28 protein-coding genes are annotated in these 26860 nt (G+C 55.6%); 10 read left to right on the plus strand and 18 right to left on the minus strand.

All coding sequences use genetic code 11. The features are described 5' to 3' along the window. Positions 1-54: 54 nt before the first annotated feature. The 8 genes from fusA to fkpA all read right to left on the minus strand — a co-directional run bounded on the left by fusA (position 55) and on the right by fkpA (position 6079). Entirely contained in the window at positions 55-2169 is a 2115-nt protein-coding gene (fusA, locus tag MX657_RS20415; RefSeq protein ID WP_346806613.1) for an elongation factor G, read from the minus strand. A gap of 96 nt (positions 2170-2265) precedes the next feature. Further along, positions 2266-2736: a 30S ribosomal protein S7 gene (rpsG, locus tag MX657_RS20420; protein ID WP_003861706.1), complete on the minus strand. Its 471-nt coding sequence runs from the start codon at positions 2734-2736 to the stop codon at positions 2266-2268. 96 nt (positions 2737-2832) lie between these two features. Further along, positions 2833-3207 carry a 30S ribosomal protein S12 gene (rpsL, locus tag MX657_RS20425; RefSeq protein WP_000246815.1) on the minus strand — a complete coding sequence of 125 codons (375 nt, stop codon included), beginning with the start codon at positions 3205-3207 and terminating at the stop codon, positions 2833-2835. A 124-nt stretch (positions 3208-3331) separates the two neighbouring features. Beyond that, on the minus strand, positions 3332-3619 hold the full coding sequence (gene tusB, locus MX657_RS20430; RefSeq protein ID WP_041911943.1) for a sulfurtransferase complex subunit TusB: 288 nt from the start codon (positions 3617-3619) through the stop codon (positions 3332-3334). Positions 3620-3626: 7 nt separating this feature from the next. Continuing rightward, positions 3627-3986, minus strand: coding sequence for a sulfurtransferase complex subunit TusC (gene tusC / locus MX657_RS20435; protein ID WP_217480383.1), 360 nt, complete (start codon positions 3984-3986; stop codon positions 3627-3629). Further along, on the minus strand, positions 3986-4372 hold the full coding sequence (tusD, locus tag MX657_RS20440; protein WP_346806616.1) for a sulfurtransferase complex subunit TusD: 387 nt from the start codon (positions 4370-4372) through the stop codon (positions 3986-3988). Before tusD ends, tusC begins: the two co-directional genes overlap by 1 nt. Further along, on the minus strand, positions 4372-5094 hold the full coding sequence (locus tag MX657_RS20445; protein WP_003861697.1) for a helix-turn-helix transcriptional regulator: 723 nt from the start codon (positions 5092-5094) through the stop codon (positions 4372-4374). The genes tusD and MX657_RS20445 overlap by 1 nt, the downstream gene beginning before the upstream one ends. A 166-nt stretch (positions 5095-5260) precedes the next feature. Beyond that, positions 5261-6079: an FKBP-type peptidyl-prolyl cis-trans isomerase gene (fkpA, locus tag MX657_RS20450; protein ID WP_080329016.1), complete on the minus strand. Its 819-nt coding sequence runs from the start codon at positions 6077-6079 to the stop codon at positions 5261-5263. A gap of 238 nt (positions 6080-6317) precedes the next feature. On the opposite strand from fkpA, the gene MX657_RS20455 reads away from it, so the two are divergent. After that, the gene (locus tag MX657_RS20455; protein ID WP_008503009.1) at positions 6318-6536 is read left to right on the plus strand and encodes a protein SlyX; all 219 of its coding nucleotides are present in this window, start codon (positions 6318-6320) and stop codon (positions 6534-6536) included. 51 nt (positions 6537-6587) lie between these two features. On the opposite strand, the gene slyD is transcribed toward MX657_RS20455, so the two are convergent. From slyD to kefG, 4 genes are all read right to left on the minus strand, one after another. Continuing rightward, the gene (gene slyD / locus MX657_RS20460) at positions 6588-7178 is read right to left on the minus strand and encodes a peptidylprolyl isomerase (protein WP_003861691.1); all 591 of its coding nucleotides are present in this window, start codon (positions 7176-7178) and stop codon (positions 6588-6590) included. 94 nt (positions 7179-7272) lie between these two features. After that, a complete protein-coding gene (locus MX657_RS20465; protein WP_003861689.1) occupies positions 7273-7473 on the minus strand; it encodes a YheV family putative zinc ribbon protein in 201 nt (66 codons plus the stop codon). A 13-nt stretch (positions 7474-7486) separates the two neighbouring features. After that, positions 7487-9292 carry a glutathione-regulated potassium-efflux system protein KefB gene (gene kefB / locus MX657_RS20470; protein ID WP_217480385.1) on the minus strand — a complete coding sequence of 602 codons (1806 nt, stop codon included), beginning with the start codon at positions 9290-9292 and terminating at the stop codon, positions 7487-7489. Then, positions 9293-9847, minus strand: a complete 555-nt coding sequence (kefG, locus tag MX657_RS20475) for a glutathione-regulated potassium-efflux system ancillary protein KefG (RefSeq protein ID WP_059357223.1) — start codon at positions 9845-9847, stop codon at positions 9293-9295. A 135-nt stretch (positions 9848-9982) separates the two neighbouring features. On the opposite strand from kefG, the gene MX657_RS20480 reads away from it, so the two are divergent. The 4 genes from MX657_RS20480 to MX657_RS20495 all read left to right on the plus strand — a co-directional run bounded on the left by MX657_RS20480 (position 9983) and on the right by MX657_RS20495 (position 14137). Then, positions 9983-11887, plus strand: a complete 1905-nt coding sequence (locus MX657_RS20480; protein WP_265195379.1) for an ABC transporter ATP-binding protein — start codon at positions 9983-9985, stop codon at positions 11885-11887. Between the two features lie 112 nt (positions 11888-11999). Continuing rightward, the gene (locus MX657_RS20485; RefSeq protein ID WP_333017500.1) at positions 12000-13022 is read left to right on the plus strand and encodes a hydrolase; all 1023 of its coding nucleotides are present in this window, start codon (positions 12000-12002) and stop codon (positions 13020-13022) included. Further along, entirely contained in the window at positions 13019-13237 is a 219-nt protein-coding gene (locus MX657_RS20490) for a YheU family protein (protein ID WP_013099053.1), read from the plus strand. The genes MX657_RS20485 and MX657_RS20490 overlap by 4 nt, the downstream gene beginning before the upstream one ends. 30 nt (positions 13238-13267) lie before the next feature. After that, positions 13268-14137 carry a phosphoribulokinase gene (locus MX657_RS20495; RefSeq protein ID WP_219366511.1) on the plus strand — a complete coding sequence of 290 codons (870 nt, stop codon included), beginning with the start codon at positions 13268-13270 and terminating at the stop codon, positions 14135-14137. Positions 14138-14224: 87 nt separating this feature from the next. Here MX657_RS20495 and MX657_RS20500 read toward each other — a convergent pair whose 3' ends face one another. Beyond that, positions 14225-14629 carry an OsmC family protein gene (locus tag MX657_RS20500; protein ID WP_023323819.1) on the minus strand — a complete coding sequence of 135 codons (405 nt, stop codon included), beginning with the start codon at positions 14627-14629 and terminating at the stop codon, positions 14225-14227. A 311-nt stretch (positions 14630-14940) separates the two neighbouring features. Between MX657_RS20500 and crp the strand changes: the two genes are divergently transcribed. Then, positions 14941-15573, plus strand: a complete 633-nt coding sequence (gene crp, locus MX657_RS20505; protein WP_000242758.1) for a cAMP-activated global transcriptional regulator CRP — start codon at positions 14941-14943, stop codon at positions 15571-15573. A gap of 57 nt (positions 15574-15630) precedes the next feature. Continuing rightward, positions 15631-17718, plus strand: a complete 2088-nt coding sequence (locus tag MX657_RS20510; RefSeq protein WP_346808582.1) for a YccS/YhfK family putative transporter — start codon at positions 15631-15633, stop codon at positions 17716-17718. Here the strand turns inward: MX657_RS20510 and argD are convergent. The 4 genes from argD to ppiA all read right to left on the minus strand — a co-directional run bounded on the left by argD (position 17715) and on the right by ppiA (position 20878). After that, positions 17715-18935, minus strand: a complete 1221-nt coding sequence (argD, locus tag MX657_RS20515; protein WP_208861688.1) for a bifunctional acetylornithine/succinyldiaminopimelate transaminase — start codon at positions 18933-18935, stop codon at positions 17715-17717. The genes MX657_RS20510 and argD overlap by 4 nt on opposite strands. Positions 18936-19021: 86 nt before the next feature. Beyond that, positions 19022-19585 (minus strand): aminodeoxychorismate synthase component 2, encoded by a 564-nt coding sequence (pabA, locus tag MX657_RS20520; RefSeq protein ID WP_346806623.1) that lies wholly within the window; start codon positions 19583-19585, stop codon positions 19022-19024. Between the two features lie 30 nt (positions 19586-19615). Continuing rightward, positions 19616-20200, minus strand: coding sequence for a putative adenosine monophosphate-protein transferase Fic (locus tag MX657_RS20525; RefSeq protein ID WP_346806625.1), 585 nt, complete (start codon positions 20198-20200; stop codon positions 19616-19618). 105 nt (positions 20201-20305) lie between these two features. Further along, positions 20306-20878 (minus strand): peptidylprolyl isomerase A, encoded by a 573-nt coding sequence (gene ppiA / locus MX657_RS20530; protein ID WP_014885514.1) that lies wholly within the window; start codon positions 20876-20878, stop codon positions 20306-20308. 276 nt (positions 20879-21154) lie between these two features. Here ppiA and tsgA point away from each other — a divergent pair, with 276 nt between their 5' ends. Continuing rightward, positions 21155-22339, plus strand: a complete 1185-nt coding sequence (gene tsgA, locus MX657_RS20535; protein WP_346806626.1) for an MFS transporter TsgA — start codon at positions 21155-21157, stop codon at positions 22337-22339. Between the two features lie 3 nt (positions 22340-22342). Here tsgA and MX657_RS20540 read toward each other — a convergent pair whose 3' ends face one another. Continuing rightward, positions 22343-23659 carry a cytosine deaminase gene (locus MX657_RS20540; protein WP_346806627.1) on the minus strand — a complete coding sequence of 439 codons (1317 nt, stop codon included), beginning with the start codon at positions 23657-23659 and terminating at the stop codon, positions 22343-22345. Between the two features lie 240 nt (positions 23660-23899). On the opposite strand from MX657_RS20540, the gene nirB reads away from it, so the two are divergent. Continuing rightward, positions 23900-26443, plus strand: coding sequence for a nitrite reductase large subunit NirB (gene nirB, locus MX657_RS20545; RefSeq protein WP_080329026.1), 2544 nt, complete (start codon positions 23900-23902; stop codon positions 26441-26443). Next, positions 26440-26766: a nitrite reductase small subunit NirD gene (gene nirD / locus MX657_RS20550; RefSeq protein ID WP_080329027.1), complete on the plus strand. Its 327-nt coding sequence runs from the start codon at positions 26440-26442 to the stop codon at positions 26764-26766. Before nirB ends, nirD begins: the two co-directional genes overlap by 4 nt. The last annotated feature ends 94 nt before the right edge of the window (positions 26767-26860 follow it).

A 26860-nucleotide genomic window follows, 5' to 3' on the forward strand; every position in this document is an offset into this window, starting at 1 on the left:
GTGCTCTCCCCTCTGGAGAGAGCACGGGACTTAGGTTTTAATCCTGTGGATTAATTACTTACCACGGGCTTCAATAACGGCCTGAGCAACGTTGTTAGGCGCATCATCATACTTCAGGAATTCCATAGTGTATGATGCACGACCTTTGGTCAGAGAACGCAGCTGAGTTGCATATCCGAACATTTCAGACAGCGGAACTTCAGCGTGGATCTTAACGCCAGTTACTTCGGATTCCTGACCACGCAGCATACCGCGACGACGGCTCAAGTCACCGATAACGTCACCGGTGTTCTCTTCAGGAGTTTCTACTTCAACCTTCATGATTGGCTCAAGCAGAACTGGTTTTGCTTTCTTAAAGCCTTCTTTAAAGGCAATAGACGCAGCCAGTTTAAACGCCAGTTCAGAGGAGTCAACGTCGTGGTAAGAACCGAAGTGCAGACGGATACCCATGTCAACAACCGGATAGCCAGCCAGAGGGCCCGCTTTCAGCTGTTCCTGGATGCCTTTATCAACGGCTGGGATGTATTCGCCAGGAATTACACCACCTTTGATGTCGTTGATGAACTCGTAACCTTTCGGGTTAGAGCCCGGCTCCAGTGGGTACATGTCGATCACAACGTGACCGTACTGACCGCGACCACCAGACTGCTTAGCGTGTTTACCTTCAACATCGGTAACTTTCGCGCGAATCGCTTCGCGGTAAGCAACCTGAGGTTTACCCACGTTCGCTTCAACGTTGAATTCACGCTTCATACGGTCAACGATGATGTCCAGGTGCAGTTCACCCATACCAGCGATGATGGTCTGGTTAGATTCTTCATCAGTCCATACGCGGAATGATGGGTCTTCTTTCGCCAGACGGCCCAGAGCCAGACCCATTTTTTCCTGGTCAGCTTTGGTTTTTGGTTCAACCGCGATGGAGATTACCGGCTCAGGGAATTCCATACGCTCCAGAATGATCGGGTGATCAGGGTCACACAGGGTGTCACCAGTGGTCACGTCTTTCAGACCGATAGCTGCAGCGATGTCGCCCGCACGAACTTCTTTGATCTCTTCACGTTTGTTAGCGTGCATCTGTACGATACGGCCAAAACGTTCACGCGCCGCTTTCACGGAGTTCAGGATGGTGTCACCGGAGTTAACCACACCAGAGTAAACGCGGAAGAAGGTCAGGTTACCCACGAATGGGTCGGTAGCAATTTTGAACGCCAGTGCAGAGAACGGCTCGTCATCACTTGCGTGACGCTCGGCCGGAGTGTCTTTACCGTCGTCCAGGATGCCGTTGATCGCAGGAACGTCAACCGGGGATGGCAGGTAGTCAACTACCGCATCCAGCATCGCCTGAACACCTTTGTTCTTGAACGCAGAACCACAGGTTACCAGGATGATTTCGTTGTTCAGAACGCGCTGACGCAGAGCTTTTTTGATCTCTTCTTCAGACAGTTCTTCACCACCCAGGTATTTCTCCATCAGCTCTTCAGAAGCTTCAGCAGCGGATTCGATCAGGTTCTGGTGCCATTCGTCAGCCAGGTCCTGCATCTCAGCCGGGATATCTTCATATTCGAAGGTAACGCCCTGGTCTGCGTCGTTCCAGTTGATGGCTTTCATTTTCACCAGGTCGATAACGCCGGTGAAACCTTCTTCAGCACCAATTGCCAGCTGCAGCGGAACAGGGTTCGCGCCCAGACGGGTTTTGATCTGACCAACAACTTTCAGGAAGTTAGCACCCATACGGTCCATTTTGTTAACGAACGCGATGCGTGGAACTTTATATTTGTTCGCCTGACGCCATACGGTTTCAGACTGTGGCTGAACACCACCAACTGCGCAATAAACCATTACCGCGCCGTCAAGAACACGCATGGAACGTTCTACTTCGATGGTGAAGTCAACGTGCCCTGGGGTGTCGATGATGTTTACGCGATGCGGTTCGTACTGCTTAGCCATACCTGACCAGAATGCAGTAGTCGCTGCGGAGGTGATAGTAATACCACGCTCCTGCTCCTGTTCCATCCAGTCCATGGTGGCTGCGCCGTCATGAACTTCACCGATTTTATGGTTTACACCGGTGTAGAACAGAATACGTTCGCTAGTAGTGGTTTTACCGGCGTCGATGTGCGCACTGATACCGATGTTACGGTAGCGTGCGATGGGTGTTGTACGAGCCATTTGATTCCTCGTTTATATCTTTAGGCGTTCAGTTAAGTTACCCAGAGCGGGCGGCTTCTCTGAAGCGCCCGCCTGGTGACTAATACTCCGAAGGGATTACCAACGGTAGTGTGCGAACGCCTTGTTGGCTTCTGCCATACGGTGAACGTCTTCACGTTTCTTAACTGCAGTACCTTTGTTTTCTGCAGCATCAGAAAGTTCGTTCGCCAGACGCAGAGCCATGGATTTATCACCGCGTTTACGAGCAGCTTCAACGATCCAACGCATTGCCAGGGCATTACGACGAACCGGACGAACTTCAACTGGAACCTGATAAGTAGAACCACCAACGCGGCGGGACTTAACTTCTACAGTTGGGCGAACGTTGTCGAGAGCGACTTCGAAAGCTTCCAGTTCATTTTTACCAGAACGCTGAGCCAGGGTCTCCAGCGCGCTGTATACGATTGCTTCTGCAGTAGATTTTTTACCATCTACCATCAGGATATTTACAAATTTTGCCAGCAGTTCTGATCCGAACTTCGGATCTGGAAGAATTTTACGCTGACCAATGACGCGACGACGTGGCATGGGAATACTCCGTTGTTAATTCAGGATTGTCCAAAACTCTACGAGTTTAGTTTGACATTAAGATAAATCAGTTTGGCCTTACTTAACGGAGAACCATTAAGCCTTAGGACGCTTCACGCCGTACTTGGAGCGAGCCTGCTTACGGTCTTTAACACCTGAGCAGTCCAGCGCACCACGAACGGTGTGGTAACGAACACCCGGAAGGTCTTTAACACGACCGCCACGGATCAGGATCACGGAGTGCTCCTGCAGGTTGTGACCTTCACCACCGATGTAGGAAGTCACTTCGAAACCGTTAGTCAAACGCACACGGCATACTTTACGCAGTGCGGAGTTTGGTTTTTTAGGAGTGGTGGTATATACACGAGTACATACGCCACGTTTCTGCGGGCAGGCTTCCAGCGCAGGCACGTTGCTCTTTGCAACTTTGCGTGCACGTGGTTTGCGTACCAGCTGGTTAACTGTTGCCATTAAATAGCTCCTGGTTTTAGCTTTTGCTTCGTAAACACGTAATAAAACGACCTCATACAATATGAGGACGCGAAATTTTAGGGCTACGTCGAAAAGGTGTCAAGAAATATACAGCGATCTCAAATCACCAGTTCATTTGACTGGCGTGCGTCACAGTAAGATTGACGAAATCAGTATAGCCAACCACGTCAATTTTGGCTGAAATTTGACCAGAAAGACCCCGCGCGTCAAGATCATCCTTCAGCGCAGAGACAGTTATGGGGGCATTCGTGAGAATTTCAACGAAACGACCGCCTTCAAGTGCAGCGAGCACGCCATCCTGAATCAGCAGAAGATCGTCACCTTCGCGCAGCATGCTCAGCAGCGTGTCGATATCACATTGCCACGGTGAATGGCTCAGAATATGGAGCATGGCAGCCTCAGAAAGTCAAAACAGTGTCGAAGTGGGAAAGGTGTTCGCGCAATGCAGAAGAAGGCAGGACCGTCACATCCAGCACGAAAGGCGTTGCCTCGTTTAAACCGCGCGCGGCTAATGAGTCAGCACAAACATAGAAGGTTTCGATATCGTAAAGCGGTAGCACTTTGAACGTTGCGATGTAATCGCGCGCCAGAATGGCCTGCGGCTGCTGCCCCGCCAGAAGCTGAAACACTCCATCCCCCAAAAAGAAGACGCCGATATCTTCCGTTAATGCCGATGTTGCCAGCAGCGCGTCCAGGCCTTCGCGACCAGAGGCGCTGCCGTGCGGCGCAGAAGTAAAAACAAATGCCACACGCTTCATCAGAATTGCACCACTCTGTCGCAGGTTAACGCCGCCTGGGCCAGTGCGCCCAGACCACTCAACGAAAATCCGGGCTGCAGGTTAGCACCCGATAACCCCAGGCGTTCGGCTTCGGCTGCATCCGTCACGCCGCGACGCAGTGCCGCCGCCACGCAGATATGCAGCTCAACGCCCTGCGTTTCGTTTAACGCCTGCCAGGCGCGAACCAGATCAAACTCATCGCTCGCCGGTGACGTAAACTGGTTCGCGTTATACACCCCTTCCCTATAGAAGAAGACGCTCGCCAGCTCGTGTCCGGCCGCCAGTAGCGCATGCGCATACTGCAGCGCGCTACTGGCCTGCTGAGTCCCATACGCCGGGCCTGTCACCATTAACGCAAAACGCATTACTTGTCTTGCCCCAGGAAGTCACCGCTTTTGAACTGGCGAATGTAAAGATAGACCGTATGCTTGGAGATGTTCAGACGATCGGCCACCTGGTTGATGGCATCTTTAATATCGAAAATCCCTTTCTCGTAGAGATTGAGTACGATCTGGCGATTCTTGGCGTTGTTCGATACGTTACGGTCGGCATTCACCTCTTCAATGGTGAACTCCAGCGTCTGCGTCACAAGATCCTCAACGGAGGAAGCAAAGTTAACAGAAGAGCCAACGTCTGGCGTTTCTGGCGGGATAAAGGTGCTCATGATCTGCGAGAAAGGCACATCAAGGTTCATGTTGATGCACAGCAGCCCAATCACACGATGCTCGCGGTTTCGAATCGCGATAGTTTCTGATTTCATCAGCACGCCGCTTTTGGCGCGGGTGAAATAACATTTGGAGACGCTGCTGTCCGCGCCGGTCATGTCATGCAACATACGCAATGCAAGGTCGGTAATTGGCGAACCAATTTTTCGGCCAGTATGCTCACCATTAGCAATGCGGATGGCAGAACATTTCAGATCTTGCAGGGAGTGCAATACGATTTCGCAGTGGGAACCAATGAGCATCGCTAACCCGTCCACTACCGCTTCATAGGATTTAAGAATATCGAAGTCGGTCTGGTCAAAAGGACGTTGATCCAGCAAATCAAGTTCACTGGTTTCGTTGGTTAAAAGCGACCTGGACATGAAAAAAACACTCCTTTTCAGGAGCCTGTCGTTAGGTTTTCAGGGCAGGCTCATTATCTACACGGACAACTAAATTAATACAGCGTGTATAACGCTTTCCAGTGTTAATTATATCTGCCCCACAATAAAAAACCGCCGCCTCAAGGGCGGCGGTTTTTTTTCAGCATTACTTCTTAGCAGCAGCGGCTTTATCGTCAGCCGGAGCGTCTGCCTTGGCATCCGCTTTAGGTGCTGGTTTGATATCCAGCAGTTCTACGTCAAAGACCAGCGTAGAGTTAGCAGGAATACCCGGAACGCCGGTTTTGCCGTAAGCCAGATCCGGTGGGATGACCAGCTTGATCTTACCGCCTTTTTTGATGTTCTTCAGGCCTTCGGTCCAGCCCGGGATCACACCGTCCAGACGGAAGGAAAGAGGCTCACCACGGGTGTAAGAGTTGTCGAACTCTTTACCGTCGATCAGCGTACCTTTGTAATTTACTACAACAGTGTCGCTGTCTTTAGGTGCGTCACCGGTACCTTCTTTCTCAACTTTGTACACCAGGCCAGTAGAGGAAGTTTTCACACCCTTCTCTTTAGCAAAGGTATCGCGGTAGGCTTTGCCTTTCGCTTCGTTGTCTTTAGCGTCCGCTTCCATCTTGGTCTGCGCGGCACCCTTCACGCGCGCTTCGAACGCCTGCAGAGTCTGTTCGATTTCCTGGTCAGACAGTTTGCTCTTATCAGCAAAGGCGTCCTGAACACCGGCGATCAGCTGGGCTTTATCCAGTTTGATGCCCAGTTTCTCTTGTTCTTTCAGAGAGTTTTCCATGTAACGGCCCAGAGATGCGCCCAGTGCGTAGGCGGATTTCTGGTCGTCATTTTTGAACGCCGCTTTGCTGTCTGCAGTGGCAGCAGGCTTCGCAGCAGTATCAGCAGCGAATGACAGCGGCGCGTTCAGCGCAACAGCCATCGTCGTCGCCAGCAGCGTTACTTTAAACAGTGATTTCATCCATATCTCCAGGGCCTGGGGTCTCTCACCCCAGCATTAAACGTAAATGAGTGACGTACTATAAAACGTTGCGGAAGAAATCTACAGACAGACACTTCCAATTCTCGCCACTTTTCAGACTATTTTTGTTTAAATAAGTTTCTTGCCAACGGGATAGAGACTGCACTTAAGGATAAACTCAGTTAAACTGCGCCGCCGCTGGGCCAATATGGCGTATCAGATATAAACGAGGTGAATGATGAAGGACACAACGATAGAAGCGAGAATGGCTGAGCTGGAAAGCCGCCTGGCTTTTCAGGACATCACCATCGAAGAGCTTAACCAGACCGTGACCGCGCACGAACTTGAAATGGCGAAACTGCGGGATCATATGCGCCTGCTGACGGAAAAGCTGAAGGCTACGCAGCCGTCAAACATTGCCTCACAGTCGGAAGAGACGCCACCACCTCATTATTGAGGCGTAAAAAAAGCGGGATAATCCCGCTTTTTTATTTTCCGCTTGAAGGAATTAGTGGCAACCGCAGCCGCCGTTGCCGCAACCACCTTTACCGTGGCCATGGTCATGACCATGGTCGTGGCCGTGACCACCGCAGCAGCCGTCGTGGCCGTGATCATGGTCATGGTCGTGACCGTGCGCACCGTGAACGTGGCCATGAGCCAGCTCTTCTTCGGTCGCTTCACGGATCGCAACAACTTCTACGTTGAATTTCAGGTTCTGGCCAGCCAGCATGTGGTTGCCGTCAACCACAACGTGGTCGTCTTCAACTTCAGTGATTTCAACAGGAACTGGACCCTGGTCAGTTTCAGCCAGGAAGCGCATGCCAACCTGCAGTTCGTCAACGCCCATGAACACGTCTTTAGGAACGCGCTGAACCAGGTTGTCGTCATACTGACCGTAAGCGTCGTTCGCGCCTACAGCAACGTCAAATTTATCGCCAACTTCATGACCTTCCAGCGCAGTTTCCAGGCCGGAAATCAGGGAACCGTGACCATGCAGGTAGTCCAGCGGCGCACTCACCGGAGACTCATCAACCAACACACCGTCTTCTGTACGTACCTGATAGGCCAGGCTGACCACCAGGTCTTTTGCTACTTTCATGATATCTCCTGAGCGTGGGAAAATTGCTGGCGCAGATTGTAGCGGAAATCTGCACCCGTGTACCCTTTAGCTTAAAAAAACTCAGGGCATATCGCTAGTCCGGATGAAAAATGCCGATAACTTGCTCTTCTTTGCGAACGTGATCGCGGGCCTCTTTATCGGCCTCACGCATCTGGTGACCGCACTTAACACACTCAACTATATCAATATTATTTTCCCGCCACATCGCCAGCGTATCTTGCGCCTGGCAGGACGGGCACTTTGCACCCGCGATAAAACGTTTACGTACAGCCATCTTTCGTTACCCTTTATTCAAATTCATCCCAGCCATCGAGCTGGCGTCGTTCCTGTTGCATCTCTCGCTGGAAGATCTCCTCCAGCTCGCGCCGCGCTTCCCGCACGCGGGAGATTTGCGCCGTATCGCTATGTACCGGCATCAGCTCGCGCAGCATTCGCATATCCAGCCGGCGGAAATGCATCTGGGCGCGCTGCGCCTGATGCGGATGCATGCCGAGCGAGATCAGTGCCTTACGGCCCAGTTCCAGCGCACTGGAGAACGTCTCACGGGAGAAGTGTTTCACACCTGCCTGCAACAGTTCGTGAGCTTCAACACGTCCCCGGGCACGCGCCAGAATATGCAGGTGCGGGAAGTGCTGCTGACACAGCTCCACCAGCTTCATCGTATCTTCCGGATCGTTGCAGGTGATGACGATAGACTCCGCGGCTTCCGCCCCGGCCGAGCGCAGAAGCTCAAGCTGGGTCGCGTCGCCGTAGTAAACCTTATAGCCATATTTGCGCATCAGATTGACCGCGCTAATATCGCGCTCCAGCACCGTAATGCGCATTTTGTTCGCCATCAACAGGCGGCCGATAACCTGTCCGAAACGGCCAAAGCCCACCACAATCACCTGCGGCTTATCGTCTTCCACCCACGGCGCTTCATCTTCACCGTCAGCCGAGTTCAGGCGGCGCGACAGCAGTTTATCCACCAGCTTCATCAGCAGCGGCGTGGTCATCATAGACAGCGTGACCGTCACCAGCAGCAGCGCCATCTGGTCATCTTTAAACAGCTTCTGGGAGGAGGCGGTGGAGAACAGCACAAACGCGAACTCGCCCCCCTGGCTTAACACGCTGGCAAACTGCATGCGTTCTGAACTGCGCAGCCCGTAAATACGCGCCATGACGTACAGCACCAGGGTTTTCACCGCCACCAGGATCGCAACACTCACCACAACCCACAGCAGATGGGTATAGAGCACGCCAAGATTGAGCGCCATTCCTACCGAAATAAAGAACAGGCCTAACAGCAGACCTTTGAAGGGATCGATGGCAATTTCCAGCTCGTGCCGGTATTCACTCTCCGCCAGCAGCACCCCGGCAATAAAGGTGCCCAGCGCCATCGACAGCCCCAGCGCGTCCATAAACAGCGCCGAGCCGAGCACCAGCAGCAGCGTCGCGGCGGTAAACACCTCGCGCACGCCCGAAGCGGCAATAAAGCGGAACACCGGACGTAACAGGAAACGTCCGCCAATCAGCATGCCGGCGAAGGCCAGCACCTTCATGGAGATTTTTGCCCAGTCGAAGTGATCGTCCCCGGACCCCGCCAGCAGCGGCACCAGCGCCAGCGCCGGGATCACCGCTAAATCCTGGAACAGCAGCACCGAAAAGCCGAGCTGTCCGGCTTCGTTGCGGTTCATCCCCTTGTCGCGCATCAGTTGAAGCGCCATCGCCGTCGACGACATCGCAAGGCCTATCCCGCCAATCACAGCCGCCTGCCAGGAAAAGTTGGTCAGCATTAACAGGCCAGCCAGAATCGCGGCGCTAAACAGCACCTGAGCCGCCCCTACACCAAAGATAGAGCGTCGAAGCTGCCACAATTTGGAGGGGTTCAGCTCCAGGCCGATGATAAACATCAGGAATACCACGCCCAGCTCGGAGAAATGGAGAATCTCATCTACATCACTGATGAATCCCAGTCCCCAGGGGCCAATCGCGATCCCCGCCAGCAGATAACCCAACACCGCACCGATACCAATCCGTGCAGCAAGCGGCACCGCGACGACGGCCGCAAATAAAAACAGCACCCCGGCGAGGAGCAAATTCGATCCTTCCATTTAACGACCTCCAGCCGGAATGGGTGACGCCAGCCATTCACCGTAGGCTCTGGCGTGGCTCGCCAGCGCTTTCGGATCCTGACGCCGTGCCCAGTAAACGATAATTGGGCTCATCCAGTGCATACGGCACATTGCCGCCGTTAGTTCGAAAGGCCGCAGAATGTCGCTCATCGGATAACGGTTCAGCCCGTCATGACGGTACGCACTTTCAGGCTCGCCGGTGGTGATGACGCTACGCCAGTACTTTCCCGCCAGCTGGTTGCCCCCCACCCCGCTGGAGAAGCCCCGGCTCAGCACACGGTCCAGCCACTCTTTGAGCAGCGCCGGACAACTGTAGGTATAAAGCGGATGCTGGAACACGATCACGTCATGCTGACGCAGCAGTTCCTGCTCGTAAGGAATATCAATAAAGAAATCAGGATAGTGCGCGTAGAGATCGTGCACCGTTACGTTACTGAGCTGTGTGGCCGGCTTAAGCAGCACCCGGTTCGCCACCGAGTCCTGAGATTCCGGATGGGCATACAGCAGCAGCACTTTTGCTGTCTGAGACATCATTCCCCTCCCGGTCTTGTTTCTGTTTTTGTGTATCGTCGTTGTTTTGGGCTACCATGGCGGCCCGGTGCGGAAAATGGCCCACACCTTACATTATCATAATGACAAATTAACATAGTCGGAACATACGGCGCTTCTATGATTGTTTTCTCCTCGTTACAAATTCGTCGCGGCGTGCGCGTCCTGCTGGATAACGCCACTGCTACCATCAACCCGGGCCAGAAAGTGGGGCTGGTCGGCAAAAACGGCTGCGGTAAATCCACCCTGCTGGCGCTGCTGAAAAACGAGATTAGCGCTGACGGCGGTAACTTTACCTTCCCGGGGAACTGGCAGCTCGCGTGGGTAAACCAGGAGACGCCAGCCCTGAGCGAACCGGCGCTCGACTATGTTATCGACGGCGATCGCGAATACCGTAAGCTCGAAGCGGAACTCAATGCCGCGAACGAGCGCAACGATGGTCACGCCATCGCCACCGTTCACGGCAAGCTGGACGCCATCGACGCCTGGACCATTCGCTCCCGCGCCTCCAGCCTGCTGCACGGCCTGGGCTTCAGCAATGAACAGCTTGAACGCCCGGTCAGCGACTTCTCCGGCGGCTGGCGTATGCGTCTCAACCTGGCGCAGGCGCTGATCTGCCGCTCAGACCTGCTGCTGCTCGATGAACCGACTAACCACCTCGATCTCGATGCGGTTATTTGGCTCGAGAAGTGGCTTAAGAGCTATCAGGGCACTCTGATTCTCATCTCTCACGACCGCGACTTCCTCGACCCGGTGGTGGATAAAATCATTCATATCGAACAGCAAACGATGTTCGAGTACACCGGCAACTACAGCTCCTTCGAGCGCCAGCGCGCGACGCGTCTTGCCCAGCAACAGTCCATGTACGAAAGCCAGCAGCAGCGCGTGGCGCACCTACAAAGCTTTGTGGATCGCTTCAAAGCTAAAGCGTCGAAAGCGAAGCAGGCCCAGAGCCGCATCAAGATGCTGGAACGCATGGAGATGATTGCCCCTGCGCACGTGGATAACCCGTTCCACTTCAGCTTCCGCGAGCCGGAAAGCCTGCCAAATCCGCTGCTGAAGATGGAAAAGGTCAGCGCGGGCTACGCCGACCGCATTATTCTCGACTCCATCAAGCTCAACCTGGTCCCGGGTTCACGTATCGGCCTGCTGGGGCGTAATGGCGCCGGTAAATCGACGCTGATTAAACTGCTGGCGGGCGAGCTTAATCCGGTAAGCGGTGAAATCGGCCTGGCGAAGGGCATCAAGCTGGGCTACTTCGCCCAGCACCAGCTGGAATTTTTACGCGCGGATGAATCCCCGATTCAGCACCTGGCGCGCCTGGCGCCGCAGGAGATGGAGCAGAAGCTGCGCGACTATCTCGGCGGCTTCGGCTTCCAGGGCGATAAGGTGACCGAAAACACCGAGCGTTTCTCCGGCGGCGAAAAGGCCCGTCTGGTGCTGGCGCTGATCGTCTGGCAGCGACCGAACCTGCTGCTGCTCGACGAACCCACTAACCACCTCGATCTCGACATGCGTCAGGCGCTGACCGAAGCGCTGATTGAGTTCGAAGGCGCGCTGGTTGTCGTGTCGCACGACCGTCACCTGATCCGCTCCACCACGGACGATCTCTACCTGGTGCACGGCGGTAAAGTCGAACCGTTCGACGGCGATCTGGAAGACTATCAGCAGTGGCTGACGGACGTACAAAAGCAGGAAAACCAGCCGGAAGAGTCAGCCAAAGACAACGCCAACAGTGCACAGTCGCGTAAAGACCAAAAGCGTCGTGAAGCCGAGCTGCGCACCCAGACGCAGCCGCTGCGTAAAGAGATTGCCCGTCTTGAAAAAGAGATGGAAAAACTCAACGCCACGCTTGCCACCGTTGAAGAGAAGCTCGGCGATAGCGGTCTGTACGATCAGAGCCGTAAAGCCGAGCTGACGGACTGCCTGCAAACCCAGGCGAAGACCAAATCCAGCCTCGAAGAGTGCGAAATGGCGTGGCTGGACGCGCAGGAACAGCTGGAAGCGATGCTGCAGGCGGAGTGACCTATTTACCCCGTTGTGCGAACGGAATTTGTCCCTGGTTCGGAAATCCAGGCTAAACGGGGTACAATTCGGAAAGTATCGTAAATTTCCGACAAGAATCAGCATCGCGCTTATGACCCAAATCATTCCATCAGACTTCGACATCGCAGCCGAAGACAGCACCGAGTTCGTGCCCATGCGCGGCGTGGCTAACCCCCACCTGCAAACCATGCTGCCTCGCCTGATTCGCCGTAAGGTTCAGTTCACCCCGCACTGGCAACGGCTCGATCTGCCCGACGGTGACTTTCTGGATCTCGCCTGGAGCGAAGCGCCGGAGCAGGCTCGTCATAAGCCGCGTCTGGTGGTGTTTCACGGTTTAGAAGGCAGCCTGCACAGCCCGTATGCACATGGGTTAATTGAGGCGGCAAAAGCGCGCGGCTGGCTCGGCGTGGTGATGCATTTTCGCGGCTGTAGCGGCGAGCCCAATCGTCAGAAACGCATCTATCATTCGGGTGAAACCGAAGACGGCACCTGGTTTTTACACTGGCTGCGGGAAAATTACGGCACTGTGCCAACGGCCGCCGTCGGCTACTCGCTGGGTGGTAATATGCTGGCCTGCCTGCTGGCTAAAGAGGGCGACAGCGTACCGCTGAATGCCGCCGTCATTGTTTCCGCACCATTTATGCTGGAGCAGTGCAGCTACCACATGGAAAAAGGCTTTTCCCGCGTCTATCAGCGCTATCTGCTCAACCTTCTGAAAGCCAACGCGGCGCGCAAGCTGAAGGCCTACCCGGATACCCTGCCGGTAAGCCTGCGCCAGCTGAAAAAGGTGCGCCGCATCCGCGAATTCGACGACCTGATCACCGCGAAAATCCACGGCTTCGCCGATGCCATCGACTATTATCGTCAGTGCAGCGCCATGCCGCTGCTCAGCAAAATCACGCAGCCGACGCTGATTATTCACGCCAAAGATGACCCGTTTATGGACCATCACTCTATTCCCGCGCAGGAATTCCTGCCTGACAACGTTCACTACCAGCTGACCGAGCATGGCGGCCACGTCGGGTTCATCGGCGGCACGCTGCGCAGGCCGAAAATGTGGCTGGAGGCGCGAATTCCTGACTGGCTTACTCCTTATCTGGACGGTGCAAAATGATCATTCCCTGGCAGGATCTGGCTCCCGAAACGCTCGATAATCTGATTGAAAGCTTTGTATTACGCGAAGGCACCGATTATGGTGAACATGAGCGTTCGCTTGAGCAAAAGGTCAACGATGTAAAACGCCAGCTGAAAAGCGGCGACGTGGTGCTGGTGTGGTCAGAACTGCATGAGACGGTCAATATCATGCCCCGCAACGCGTTTCACGGCTGATCTTCCAACCTTTTCAGTCAGGGAGTTGCTATGTCTGCCAGACATCCCATTATTGCCGTTACGGGCTCGAGTGGTGCGGGAACCACCACCACCAGCCTCGCATTTCGCAAGATTTTCGCCCAGCTGAATCTCCGTGCGGCGGAGGTCGAAGGCGACAGCTTTCACCGCTATACGCGGCCTGAGATGGACATGGCGATCCGCAAGGCGCGCGATCTGGGCAAACACATCAGCTACTTCGGCCCGGAAGCCAATGATTTCGGCCTGCTGGAACAGACATTCCGTGAATACGGACAGAGCGGCACCGGGCAGTCCCGCAAGTATCTGCACACCTACGACGAAGCCGTACCCTGGAACCAGGTTCCAGGCACCTTTACCCCCTGGCAACCGCTGCCGGAACCAACCGACGTGCTGTTTTATGAAGGATTGCACGGTGGTGTGGTTACGCCTCAGCACGACGTGGCGCGGCACGTGGATCTGCTGGTCGGCGTGGTCCCAATTGTTAACCTGGAGTGGATCCAGAAGCTGACGCGTGACATGAGCGAGCGCGGCCATTCGCGCGAGGCGGTAATGGACTCGGTGGTGCGTTCCATGGAAGACTACATCAACTACCTCACGCCGCAGTTCTCCCGCACCCACATTAACTTCCAGCGCGTGCCGACGGTGGACACCTCCAACCCGTTTGCCGCCAAAAGTATCCCGTCTCTGGATGAGAGCTTTGTGGTGATCCATTTCCGTAATCTTGAAGGCATTGATTACCCCTGGCTGCTGGCGATGCTGCAGGGCTCGTTTATTTCGCACATGAATACGTTAGTGGTACCGGGCGGGAAAATGGGGCTGGCGATGGAGCTCATCATGACGCCGCTGGTGGAGCGGCTGATGGAAGGGAAGCAGATCGCGTAACATCTGTTGCCGGATGGCGCTTCGCTTATCCGGCCTACGTTCGTGCAGTTGTAGGCCCGGTAAGCGCAGCGCCACCGGGCTTTGTTTTTAAGCCTCGATCACTTCATACGAATGCGTGATTTTTACCGCTTTCTCCAGCATTAACGCCACAGAGCAGTATTTCTCCGCAGAAAGATCCACCGCACGTGAAACCGCCGCGTCTTTCAGTTCTTTGCCGGTGACGATAAAGTGCAGATTAATATGGGTGAACAGGCGTGGCGCCTCTTCGCGACGTTCTGAGGTGAGTTTAACCTCGCAATCCGTCACGTCATGACGACCTTTTTGCAGAATCGACACCACGTCAATCGCGCTGCATCCGCCTGCCGCCATCAGCACCATTTCCATTGGGCTAGGGGCTTTATCGCCGGAGTTACCATCCATCAAAACCTGGTGCCCTGATGCGGACTCGCCCAGGAACGTTAAACCTTCAACCCACTTCACGCGCGCTTGCATATTCATTAACTCCAACGTTGCATTTTTGGTGACAGATTACGCGCACGTTACATTTCTCGCAATGGAAGGCGACCTGCATCATGCTGAAGCGAGACACCAGGAGACACGCGGCGAAAGCTATGCTAAAACACTCAGGATGCTACAGTAATACATTGACGTTACACATGTATGCAGAGGACATCAAACTTTACTGGCTGCGAAACGTTACGACAGCCGACTTCCCAGGGTATGGGTAAGAATTCGATTGCAACCCCAGAGTCCGGATGCATCTGATGACTCTGGTGACAGCTTATAACAGAGGATAACAGCGCATGGTGCTTGGCAAACCGCAAACAGACCCGACTCTCGAATGGTTCTTGTCTCATTGCCACATTCATAAGTACCCATCGAAGAGCACGCTGATTCACCAGGGTGAAAAAGCGGAAACGTTGTATTACATCGTCAAAGGCTCGGTGGCAGTGCTGATCAAAGATGAGGAAGGCAAAGAGATGATCCTTTCTTATCTGAACCAGGGCGATTTTATCGGTGAACTGGGCCTGTTTGAAGAAGGCCAGGAACGTAGCGCCTGGGTTCGTGCAAAGACAGCATGTGAAGTGGCTGAAATTTCCTACAAGAAATTCCGTCAGCTGATTCAGGTTAACCCTGACATCCTGATGCGTCTTTCTTCCCAGATGGCGCGCCGTCTGCAGGTGACGTCAGAGAAAGTGGGTAACCTCGCCTTCCTGGACGTGACCGGCCGCATCGCGCAGACCCTTCTGAACCTGGCGAAACAGCCAGACGCGATGACCCACCCTGACGGCATGCAAATTAAAATTACCCGTCAGGAAATTGGTCAGATCGTCGGTTGCTCCCGCGAAACAGTGGGCCGTATTCTGAAAATGCTGGAAGATCAAAACCTGATCTCCGCCCACGGTAAAACCATCGTGGTTTACGGAACCCGTTAATCCCGGTCAAACGGCGTGTCATCGTAAGGTGTCACGCCGTTTTTGTCTCTATTCCCCATGTGGCGCAGGCTGATCTATCACCCGGAAGTTAACTACGCACTGCGACAAACGCTGGTGCTGTGTCTTCCCGTGGCCGTGGGCCTGATCCTCGGACATCTTCAGCAGGGTCTGCTGTTTTCCCTCGTCCCCGCCTGCTGCAACATTGCCGGTCTGGACACGCCGCATAAACGCTTTTTCAAACGCCTGATTATCGGTGGCAGCCTGTTTGCTGGCTGTAGCCTTGCCGTCCAGCTTTTACTGGCCCGCGACATTCCGCTGCCGCTGATCCTGTCCGTGCTGGCCATGACCCTCGGCGTCACCGCCGAAATCAGCTCGCTGCACGCCCGTCTGCTTCCCGCGTCACTCATTGCGGCCATCTTCACCCTGAGCCTCGCCGGAAATATGCCCGTGTGGGAGCCGCTGCTGATCTACGCCCTCGGCACGCTGTGGTACGGGCTGTTTAACTGGTTCTGGTTCTGGCTGTGGCGTGAACAGCCGCTGCGCGAATCCCTGAGCCTGCTCTACCGCCAACTGGCCGATTATTGCGAAGCGAAATATACCCTGCTTACCCAGCACACTGACCCGGAAAAATCGCTGCCGCCGCTGCTTGCGCGCCAGCAAAAGGTGGTAGACCTGATAAGCCAGTGCTATCAGCAGCTGCACATGCTTGCCGCCAACAAAAATCACGAATACAAACGGCTGCTGCGCACCTTCCAGGTCGGGCTCGATTTGCAGGAGCATATTTCCGTAAGCCTGCATCATCCGCAGGAGGTGCAAAAGCTGGTTGAGCGCAGCCATGCCGAAGCGGTGATCCGCTGGAACGCGCAGACCGTCTCCGCGCGCCTGCGGGTGCTGGCAGATGATATTCTCTACCACCGCTACCCCACGCGCTTTACCATGGACAAACAACTCGGCGCGCTGGAGAAAATTGCCCGCCAGCACCCGGAAAACCCGGTCGGCCAGTTCGCCGCCTGGCACTTCAGCCGCATCGCCCGCGTGCTGCGCACCCAGCGACCGCTTTATCCCCGCGACCTGATGGCGGATAAACAAAAACGTCTGCCGCTGCTGCCCGCCCTCAAAAGCTACCTGTCGCTGAAATCATCCGCCCTGCGCAACGCCGCAAGGATTAGCATCATGCTCAGCATCGCCAGCCTGATGGGAATGGCCCTGCACCTGCCGAAACCGTACTGGATCTTAATGACCGTGCTGTTTGTTACCCAGAACGGCTATGGCGCCACGCGGGTGCGCATTCTGCACCGGGCAGGCGGCACGATGGCGGGGCTGATCATTGCGGGCGTGACGCTGCACTTCCACGTACCCGAGGGCTATACCCTGGCGGGCATGCTGGCGATCACGCTGGTGAGCTATCTGATCATCCGTAAAAACTACGGCTGGGCGATGGTGGGCTTTACGGTGACGGCGGTATATACCCTGCAGCTGCTTACGCTTAACGGCGAACAGTTCATCGTTGCCCGGCTGATCGACACGCTGATTGGCTGCCTGATTGCCTTTGGCGGCATGGTCTGGCTGTGGCCGCAGTGGCAGAGCGGGCTGCTGAGGCAGAACGCCCACGACGCGCTGGAAGCTGACCAGCAGGCCATTCGTCTGATCCTGAGCGACGACCCGCAGCCTTCCCCGCTGGCTTACGAACGTATGAAGGTCAACCAGGCGCATAACGCCCTGTTTAACTCGCTGAATCAGGCGATGCAGGAGCCGGGCTTTAACGCGCATTATCTGGCGGACATGAAGCTGTGGGTGACGCACAGCCAGTTTATCGTCGAGCACATTAACGCCATGACCACGCTGGCGCGCGAGCACACGATGCTGACGCCGGATCTGGCGCAGCGCTATTTGCAGTCGTGTGAAATTGCGTTGCAGCGGTGTCAGCAGCGTCTGGAGTATGACGCGCCGGGTGAGTCGGGAGATTCGAACATTCTGGAAGCACCGGAGACGCTGACCCACGGGCCGATGAGCACCCTGGAGCAGCATTTGCAGCGCGTTCTGGGACATCTGAACACCATGCACACCATTTCGTCGGTGGCATGGCGTCAGCGCCCGCATCACGGCATTTGGTTAACGCGGCGGTTAAAACGCACCGAGTATTAGCTCTTTACGATCTTCTCAACCGCCGCAGCAAAGCGGGTTAACCCGTCTTCAATGTCTTTGTCTTCTACCACCAGCGACGGCGCAAAGCGCATCACGTCCGGCCCGGCATTGAGCACCATCACCCCTTCGTGGGCGGCTGCGTGCAGAAAATCGCGCGCGCGGCCTTTGTACTGCGGCTTCAGCTCCGCGCCAATCAGCAGCCCCATGCCGCGGATCTCGCTGAAGACGTCGTACTTATCGTTAATCTGCTGGAGATGCTGCACAAACAGCTCACGCTTTGCGCTGACGCCGTTTAGCACCTCAGGGGTGTTGATGATGTCGAACGCGGCACCTGCCACGGCGCTCGCCAGCGGGTTACCGCCGTAGGTGGAGCCGTGAGACCCGACGTGGAACGCGGAGGCAATCTCCTGCGTCGTCAGCACCGCACTCACCGGGAAACCGCCGCCGAGCGCTTTGGCGCTGGTCAGAATATCCGGCGTCACGCCGTAGTGCATATAGGCAAACAGTTCTCCGGTACGCCCCATCCCGCACTGCACTTCATCAAAGACCAGCAGCGCCTGATGCTCGTCGCACAGTTCGCGCAGCCCTTTCAGGAATTCCGGGGTTGCTGCGGTCACACCGCCCTCACCCTGAATTGGCTCCACCACTACCGCGCAGGTATGGTCGTCCATCACCGCTTTCACCGCGTGCAGATCGTTAAACGGCACGTGGACGATGTCGGCCGGTTTCGGGCCGAAGCCGTCGGAATACTTCGGCTGGCCGCCAACGGAGACGGTAAAGAAGGAGCGTCCGTGGAAGGCGTTATGGAAGGCAATGATTTTGGTTTTATACGGGCTATGGCGCGTGGTTGCGTAGTAGCGTGCCAGCTTAAAGGCGGTTTCGTTCGCTTCGGTGCCGGAGTTCATAAACAGCACGCGTTCCGCGAAGGTGGCATCAATGATCTTACGACCCAGACGCAGCGCCGGTTCGTTGGTGAACACGTTGCTGGTGTGCCACAGGGTTTCACCCTGGGTTTTCAGTGCCTCCACCAGCGCAGGATGGCAGTGACCCAGCGCCGTAACCGCAATGCCGCCCGCGAAATCCACATACTCCTTGCCCTGCTGATCCCAGACGCGGCTGCCTTTCCCCTTCACCGGGATAAACTCAGCCGGTGCATAAATCGGCAGAATCACTTCATCGAATGTTGCGCGGGTAATTGCTGGTTGTTCAGTTGCCATGTCATGCCCATCCATTTTACGTCACAGTTATTGTGAAAATATAATCACAAAATATGCATAAAAAATCACAACAAGGCAACAGATATTCAGCGATGAAGGAAATTTGCCAGCAGGGCGTGCCCCTGCTCGCTGAGGATACTTTCCGGGTGGAATTGCACGCCTTCGAGATCCCACTCGCGGTGGCGAATGCCCATGATCTCCTGCGTATCGCTCCAGGCGGTGACTTCAAAGCAGTCGGGCAGCGTCGGCGGGTCAATCACCAGGGAATGGTAGCGCGTCACGGTTAACGGATTATTCAGCCCCGTAAATACGCCCGTGCAGGTGTGCGTGACTGGCGAGGTTTTTCCGTGCATCACTTTTGCGGCACGGACAATTGTTGCGCCAAATACCTGGGCAATGGCCTGATGCCCCAGACAGACGCCCAGGATCGGCAGCCTGCCGGCATAGTGGTGAATAACGTCCAGAGAAATGCCCGATTCCGACGGCGTACACGGCCCCGGCGAAATGACGATTTTCTGCGGAGCCAGCGTCTCGATATCGGCCAGGCTGAGTTCGTCGTTGCGGCGGACAACCACCTCTGCACCCAGTTCGCAAAAATACTGGTAAAGGTTCCAGGTGAAGGAATCGTAGTTATCAATCAGCAGAATCATGGCGGCTCCCGAAAAAAATGCCGCCCTATTCTACTCAGATTCCCGCGCTACGCTCACTACTTTGGCAAAGATAGCGCTTAGTGTGCTCAAATCCCCCGTGGCCCCGCTTCGGTTCGCCGCCACCCACTGCCCGGGATCGATATCCCGCCAGTCCAGCGCGTAACCCGCGTGGAGGGCCAGTTGCTCAAAGAAGACGCGTTGCGCAATGCCGTTACCGCGTATAAAGGGATGCAGCATGTTGATTTCACAGTAGTAATGGCTGACTTTGTCAACAAACGCCGTTTTCTCAAGACCCACAAGATACTTATCGCTCTCCAGCGCCGCCATCAGCTCGTTACCCATCTTCTCGATGTACTCGAAATGACAGAAGGGAATGTCACCCTTAAAAATATCGTCGGTACGGAATTCGCCTGCCCGCTTCATCTCGCTGTGATACAGATGGCGGTGAATAAGGCACAGATGGGGCAGCCCGGGCGCGGAAGGCCCAAGCTCCAGCGTCTCGATGTGGGGTTCTGAGGGACCATTACCTTTTTCAAGGAGACAACTGGCCTGAAGATTGACGTTACGCTGCTGCTCCCAGAGACGGGATTTTTGCTTATCGGTGAGTTTTTTCACTTAACGCCTCCCTGAATAGTCCGTTTGCCACAAGTATAAGCAGCAAAACGCGCTTTCGCAGGGAGGGGTCGCAACACGGGCTAGGATCGCCCGTGTTAAAGAGGATTACGGCAGAACTTTCGCGGAGAGGATCACGACAGGTTTAGACGGTACATTCTGGTACGGGCCGACGTCATGAGTCGGTACCTGAGAAATCTTGTCCGCCACGTCCATCCCTTTCACGATTTTACCGAAGACCGCATAGCCGAAGTCGCGCTGGCCGTGGTCAAGGAAGGCATTATCCGCCACGTTGAGGAAGAACTGGCTGGTGGCGCTATCTTTGTCTGCGGTACGCGCCATCGAGATGGTGCCGCGTTTGTTCAGCAGGCCGTTGTCCGCTTCGTTTTTAATTGGCGGGTTCGGCTGTTTCTGCTGCATCTGCTCGTTAAAGCCGCCGCCCTGGATCATGAAGCCCGGGATCACGCGGTGGAAGGTGGTGTTGTTATAGAAACCACTGTTCACATAGTCGAGGAAGTTTTTCACAGAAACCGGAGCTTTCTGGCTATTCAGTTCCAGCTCAATGTTCCCGGCGGAGGTGGTCAGCAGAACGTGAGGGTCCCCTTTGGCTGCCAGCGCAGCAGGGGAAACGGCAGAAAGAGCAAACACAGCTGCGACAGCCGCCAGTGTTGATTTGAGCATGAGAATTCCTTAACAAAGCGCAGTATAAAAAGCGAATGGCTTGATTCTAAAGAGCAGTATGAACCGAGACCAGCCTTTTACCTAATTTTACGAAATTGAAACAATTATTACCGCGCAAACGATTGGTTATGCCCGCATTAGTGTGATTTAGATCACACTAAAATCTGCAATTGAATATTCATTGCCTTTAAAAGATAGGAATAGATCACTTTAGCGACTAAAATCTGCCCGCTCTCAGCGCCCCCTCGGCGCTTTTCTTTTTCTAACAGGCCAGACATGACTAACAGCAATCGCATCAAGCTCACATGGATCAGCTTCTTCTCCTACGCCCTGACCGGCGCGTTGGTAATCGTCACCGGGATGGTGATGGGAAATATCGCAGACTACTTCCAGCTGCCCGTTTCCAGCATGAGTAACACCTTCACCTTCCTCAACGCGGGGATCCTGATCTCTATCTTCCTGAATGCCTGGCTGATGGAAATCGTCCCGCTGAAAACCCAGCTGCGCTTTGGCTTTGTGCTGATGGTCGCTGCCGTGGCGGGCCTGATGCTGAGCCACAGCATCGCGCTGTTCTCCGCCGCCATGTTCGTCCTCGGTCTGGTCAGCGGGATCACCATGTCGATCGGTACGTTCCTTATTACGCACATGTATGAAGGCCGCCAGCGCGGCGCGCGTCTGCTGTTTACCGACTCCTTCTTCAGCATGGCCGGGATGATTTTCCCGATGGTCGCCGCCGTTCTGCTGGCGCGCAGTATTGAGTGGTACTGGGTGTATGCCTGTATCGGCCTGGTCTACGTGGCGATCTTTATCCTGACCTTCGGCTGTGAGTTCCCGGTGCTGGGCAAAAAAGCGCAAACCACCGCAGAGCCCGTCGCGAAAGAGAAATGGGGCATCGGCGTGCTGTTCCTCTCCATCGCCGCGCTGTGCTACATCCTGGGCCAGCTGGGCTTTATCTCCTGGGTTCCGGAATACGCCAAAGGTCTGGGCATGAGCCTGAACGACGCGGGTAAACTGGTGAGCGATTTCTGGATGTCTTACATGTTCGGCATGTGGGCGTTTAGTTTCATCCTGCGTTTCTTCGACCTGCAGCGCATCCTGACCGTTCTGGCGGGCCTGGCGGCCGTGCTGATGTACCTGTTCATCAACGGTTCACCGGAGAATATGCCGTGGTTCATTCTGACCCTGGGCTTCTTCTCCAGCGCGATTTACACCTCAATCATCACCCTGGGCTCCCTCCAGACCAAAGTGGCCTCGCCGAAGCTGGTTAACTTCGTGCTGACCTGCGGCACCATCGGCACCATGCTGACCTTCGTGGTGACGGGCCCGATCGTTGCCCACAGCGGCCCGCTGGCGGCGCTACACACCGCGAACGGTCTGTACGCCGTGGTGTTCATCATGTGCTTCATCCTGGGCTTTGTGACCCGCCACCGCCAGCACAACGCGGCAGCAGCGTCTCACTAATCCCTACGCCCCTTTGCGATCGGCAGAGGGGCTGTTTCTGGCAAAACTCACCTCTTCTCCCCCAACGTCCGTCTGGATCCACGTCTGCGCCAGCTGCGTGGTCGCAATCACCCGCCCCTGACGAATCGACCAGCGCACCGGCACCTGACGGCGCACCGCTTCAAAGCCACTCTCCGCAGGAAGAATAATCAGGTTCGCTGGGTTTCCCGTCGCAATGCCGTAATCGCGCAGGCCAAAGGTTCGGGCGCTGTTATGGGTGATGAGATCCAGACCGCTGTCGATTTGCGGATAGCCCATCATCTGACAGACATGCAGCCCCATATGCAGCACCTGCAGCATATTGCCGGTGCCGAGCGGGTACCACGGGTCAAAAACGTCGTCATGACCGAAGCAGACGTTAATGCCTGCCTCCTGCAACTCTTTCACGCGCGTGATGCCGCGGCGCTTCGGGTAGTCGTCAAAGCGCCCCTGCAGGTGGATATTCACCAGCGGGTTAGCCACGAAGTTAATCCCCGACATCTTCAGCAGCCGGAACAGCCGAGAGGTGTAAGCGCCGTTGTAGGAGTGCATGGCGGTAGTGTGGCTGGCCGTCACGCGCGGGCCGATGCCGGCCTCACAGGCCAGCGCTGCCACCGTCTCGACAAACCGCGACTGTTCGTCGTCAATTTCATCGCAGTGGATATCCAGCGGGCGGTCATACTTCTTCGCCAGATCGAAAGCGATGTGCAGCGACTGCACGCCATACTCACGGGTGAATTCGAAATGCGGGATCGCCCCCACCACGTCGGCTCCCAGTTTTAACGCCTCTTCCAGCAGCGCCGCACCGTTCGGGTAAGAGAGAATGCCCTCCTGCGGAAACGCGACAATTTGCAGCGTCACCCACGGGGCAACCTCCTGCTTCACCTCCAGCATGGCCTTCAGGGCGGTGAGCGTCGGATCGGAGACATCAACGTGGGTACGCACAAACTGGATACCGTTGGCGATTTGCCACTTCAGCGTCTTCCACGCGCGCGCTTTCACATCCTCATGACTGAGCAACGCCTTGCGCTCGGCCCAGCGCTCAATGCCCTCAAACAGCGTGCCGGACTGGTTCCACTTCGGCTCACCCGCCGTCTGGGTGGTATCAAGATGGATATGCGGCTCAATAAACGGCGGGATGGCGAGCCCACCGTGCGCATTTAACACTTCATAACTCTCAGCGTGGGTATCGTCCATTGGGGTGATGTCACCAAATCGGCCGTTTTCAATGGCGAGTTGCCACAGTCCTTCCCGGCCCGGTAAGCGAACATTCTGTACAAGCCAAAGCGGTGTTGTAGACATTTCATTTCCACTGATAAACGCAACGGTTGTTAAAGCGTACTTTTGTTTGAAAATCCGCCTTTGTTTTGTACACAAAATCGACGACATCGAAAAGCCTGCGATTTCCACAACTTATAAAAATCCTGACAAATCAGGCTCATACCCCCTAAGGGGTAGGCGAAGACGTATTTGATTTACATCAATAAGCGCTACTGCTGAATCGTTAAGGTAGGCAGTAATAGATAAGAAATCGAGGCAAAAATGAGCAAAGTCAGACTCGCTATCATCGGTAACGGCATGGTCGGCCACCGCTTTATTGAGGATCTTCTCGATAAAGCCGATGCTGAGCAGTTCGATATTACCGTGTTCTGTGAAGAACCCCGCAAGGCGTACGACCGTGTGCACTTGTCTTCCTACTTCTCCCATCATACCGCCGAAGAGCTCTCTCTGGTGCGTGAAGGTTTCTACGAGAAGCATGGCGTAAAAGTGCTGGTGGGCGAACGCGCCATCACCATTAACCGTCAGGAAAAAGTGATCCACTCCAGCGCTGGGCGTACGGTTTTTTACGACAAGCTGATCATGGCGACGGGCTCGTATCCGTGGATCCCGCCCATTAAAGGCTCGGAGACGCAGGATTGCTTCGTTTATCGCACGATTGAAGACCTCAACGCCATCGAATCCTGCGCGCGCCGAAGCAAACGCGGCGCGGTGGTCGGCGGCGGCCTGCTGGGTCTGGAAGCGGCTGGCGCGCTCAAAAACCTCGGGGTTGAAACCCACGTCATCGAATTTGCGCCAATGCTAATGGCCGAACAGCTGGACCACATGGGTGGCGACCAGCTGCGTCGTAAAATCGAAAGCATGGGCGTGAAGGTTCACACCAGCAAGAACACCAAAGAGATCGTGCAGGAAGGTACCGAAGCGCGTAAAACCATGCGCTTTGCCGACGGCAGCGAGCTGGAAGTGGACTTCATCGTCTTCTCCACCGGTATTCGCCCGCGCGACAAACTGGCAACCCAGTGCGGCCTGGCGGTAGCGCAGCGCGGCGGGATCATGATTAACGATGCCTGCCAGACTTCCGATCCGGATATCTACGCCATCGGCGAATGCGCCAGCTGGAATAACCGCGTATACGGTCTGGTCGCGCCGGGTTACAAAATGGCGCAGGTCGCCGTGGACCATATCCTCGGTAGCGAAAACGCATTTACTGGCGCAGACATGAGCGCCAAGCTGAAGCTGCTGGGCGTGGACGTGGGCGGTATTGGCGATGCGCATGGCCGCACCCCGAACTCCCGCAGCTATGTCTATCTCGACGAAAGCAAAGAAGTCTACAAACGCCTCATCGTCAGCCAGGACAACAAAACCCTGCTCGGTGCGGTGCTGGTGGGCGACACCAGCGACTTCGGCAACCTGCTCCAGCTGGTGCTGAACGCCATCGAACTGCCGGAAAACCCGGACGCGCTGATCCTCCCGGCTCATGCCTCCAGCGGCAAGCCGTCTATCGGCGTGGATAAACTGCCGGACAGCGCGCAGATTTGCTCCTGCTTCGACGTCACCAAAGGCATGCTGATCTCCGCCATCAATAAAGGCTGCCACACCGTGGCGGCACTGAAAGCGGAAACCAAAGCCGGTACCGGCTGCGGCGGCTGTATTCCTCTGGTCACTCAGGTGCTGAACGCTGAACTGGCGAAACAGGGCATCGAAGTGAACAACAACCTGTGCGAGCACTTTGCCTACTCTCGCCAGGAGCTGTATCACCTGATCCGCGTGGAAGGTATTAAGTCCTTTGACGAACTGCTGGCGAAGCACGGCCAGGGCTACGGCTGCGAAGTGTGTAAACCGACCGTCGGCTCCCTGCTGGCCTCATGCTGGAACGAGTACGTGCTCAAGCCGGAACACACGCCGCTGCAGGACACCAACGACAACTTCCTGGCGAACATCCAGAAAGACGGTACCTACTCCGTTATTCCGCGTTCCGCCGGGGGCGAAATCACCCCGGAAGGGCTGGTGGCCGTGGGCCGTATCGCCCGTGAATTTAACCTGTACACCAAAATCACCGGCTCCCAGCGTATCGGCCTGTTTGGCGCACAGAAGGATGACCTGCCGGAAATCTGGCGTCAGCTGATTGAAGCGGGCTTTGAAACCGGCCACGCGTACGCCAAAGCGCTGCGCATGGCGAAAACCTGCGTGGGCAGTACCTGGTGCCGCTACGGCGTGGGCGACAGCGTCGGCTTCGGCGTGGAGCTGGAAAACCGCTACAAAGGCATCCGCACCCCGCACAAAATGAAGTTTGGCGTCTCCGGCTGTACCCGCGAATGTGCGGAAGCGCAGGGTAAAGACGTGGGTATTATCGCCACCGAAAAAGGCTGGAACCTGTACGTCTGCGGCAACGGCGGGATGAAGCCACGCCATGCGGACCTGCTGGCAGCGGATCTCGATCGCGATACGCTGATTCAGTATCTCGACCGCTTCATGATGTTCTACATCCGTACCGCCGATAAGCTGACCCGTACCGCCTCCTGGCTCGATAACCTGGAAGGCGGCATCGATTACCTGAAAGCGGTGATCATCGACGACAAGCTGGGCCTGAACGAGCATCTGGAAGCCGAGATGGCTCGCCTGCGCGAGGCGGTGATCTGCGAGTGGACTGAAACCGTCAACACCCCGGCGGCGCAGACGCGCTTCAAACACTTTATCAACAGCACCCAGCGCGATCCGAACGTGCAGGTTGTGCCAGAGCGCGAACAGCATCGCCCGGCAACACCGTATGAACGCATCCCAGTGACGCTGGTGGAGGAAAACGCATGAGCCAGTGGGTAAACATCTGCGAGATTAACGACATTCTGCCCGCCACCGGCGTGTGTGCGCTGTTGGGCAACGAGCAGGTCGCCATTTTCCGCCCTCGCCACGATGAACAGGTTTTTGCCATCAGTAATATCGACCCGTTCTTCGAGGCCAGCGTGCTCTCCCGCGGACTGATTGCGGAGCACCAGGGCGAGCTGTGGGTTGCCAGCCCGCTGAAAAAGCAGCGTTTCCGCTTAACCGACGGGCACTGCATGGAAGATGAAAGCTTTTCTGTGAAGCACTACGACGTCCGCGTGAAGGACGGCAAGGTGCAGCTCAAAGCCTAACCCCCCGCCTTTTCAATAGGAAAGGCTTATGACCCCTTATGGGTAACGGCAGGAAAAACCGTATGTTCTGTACGATTCCTGCTGTTATCCTGAC

The organism is Enterobacter chuandaensis, from assembly GCF_039718975.1.
Lineage (GTDB): Bacteria > Pseudomonadota > Gammaproteobacteria > Enterobacterales > Enterobacteriaceae > Enterobacter > Enterobacter chuandaensis.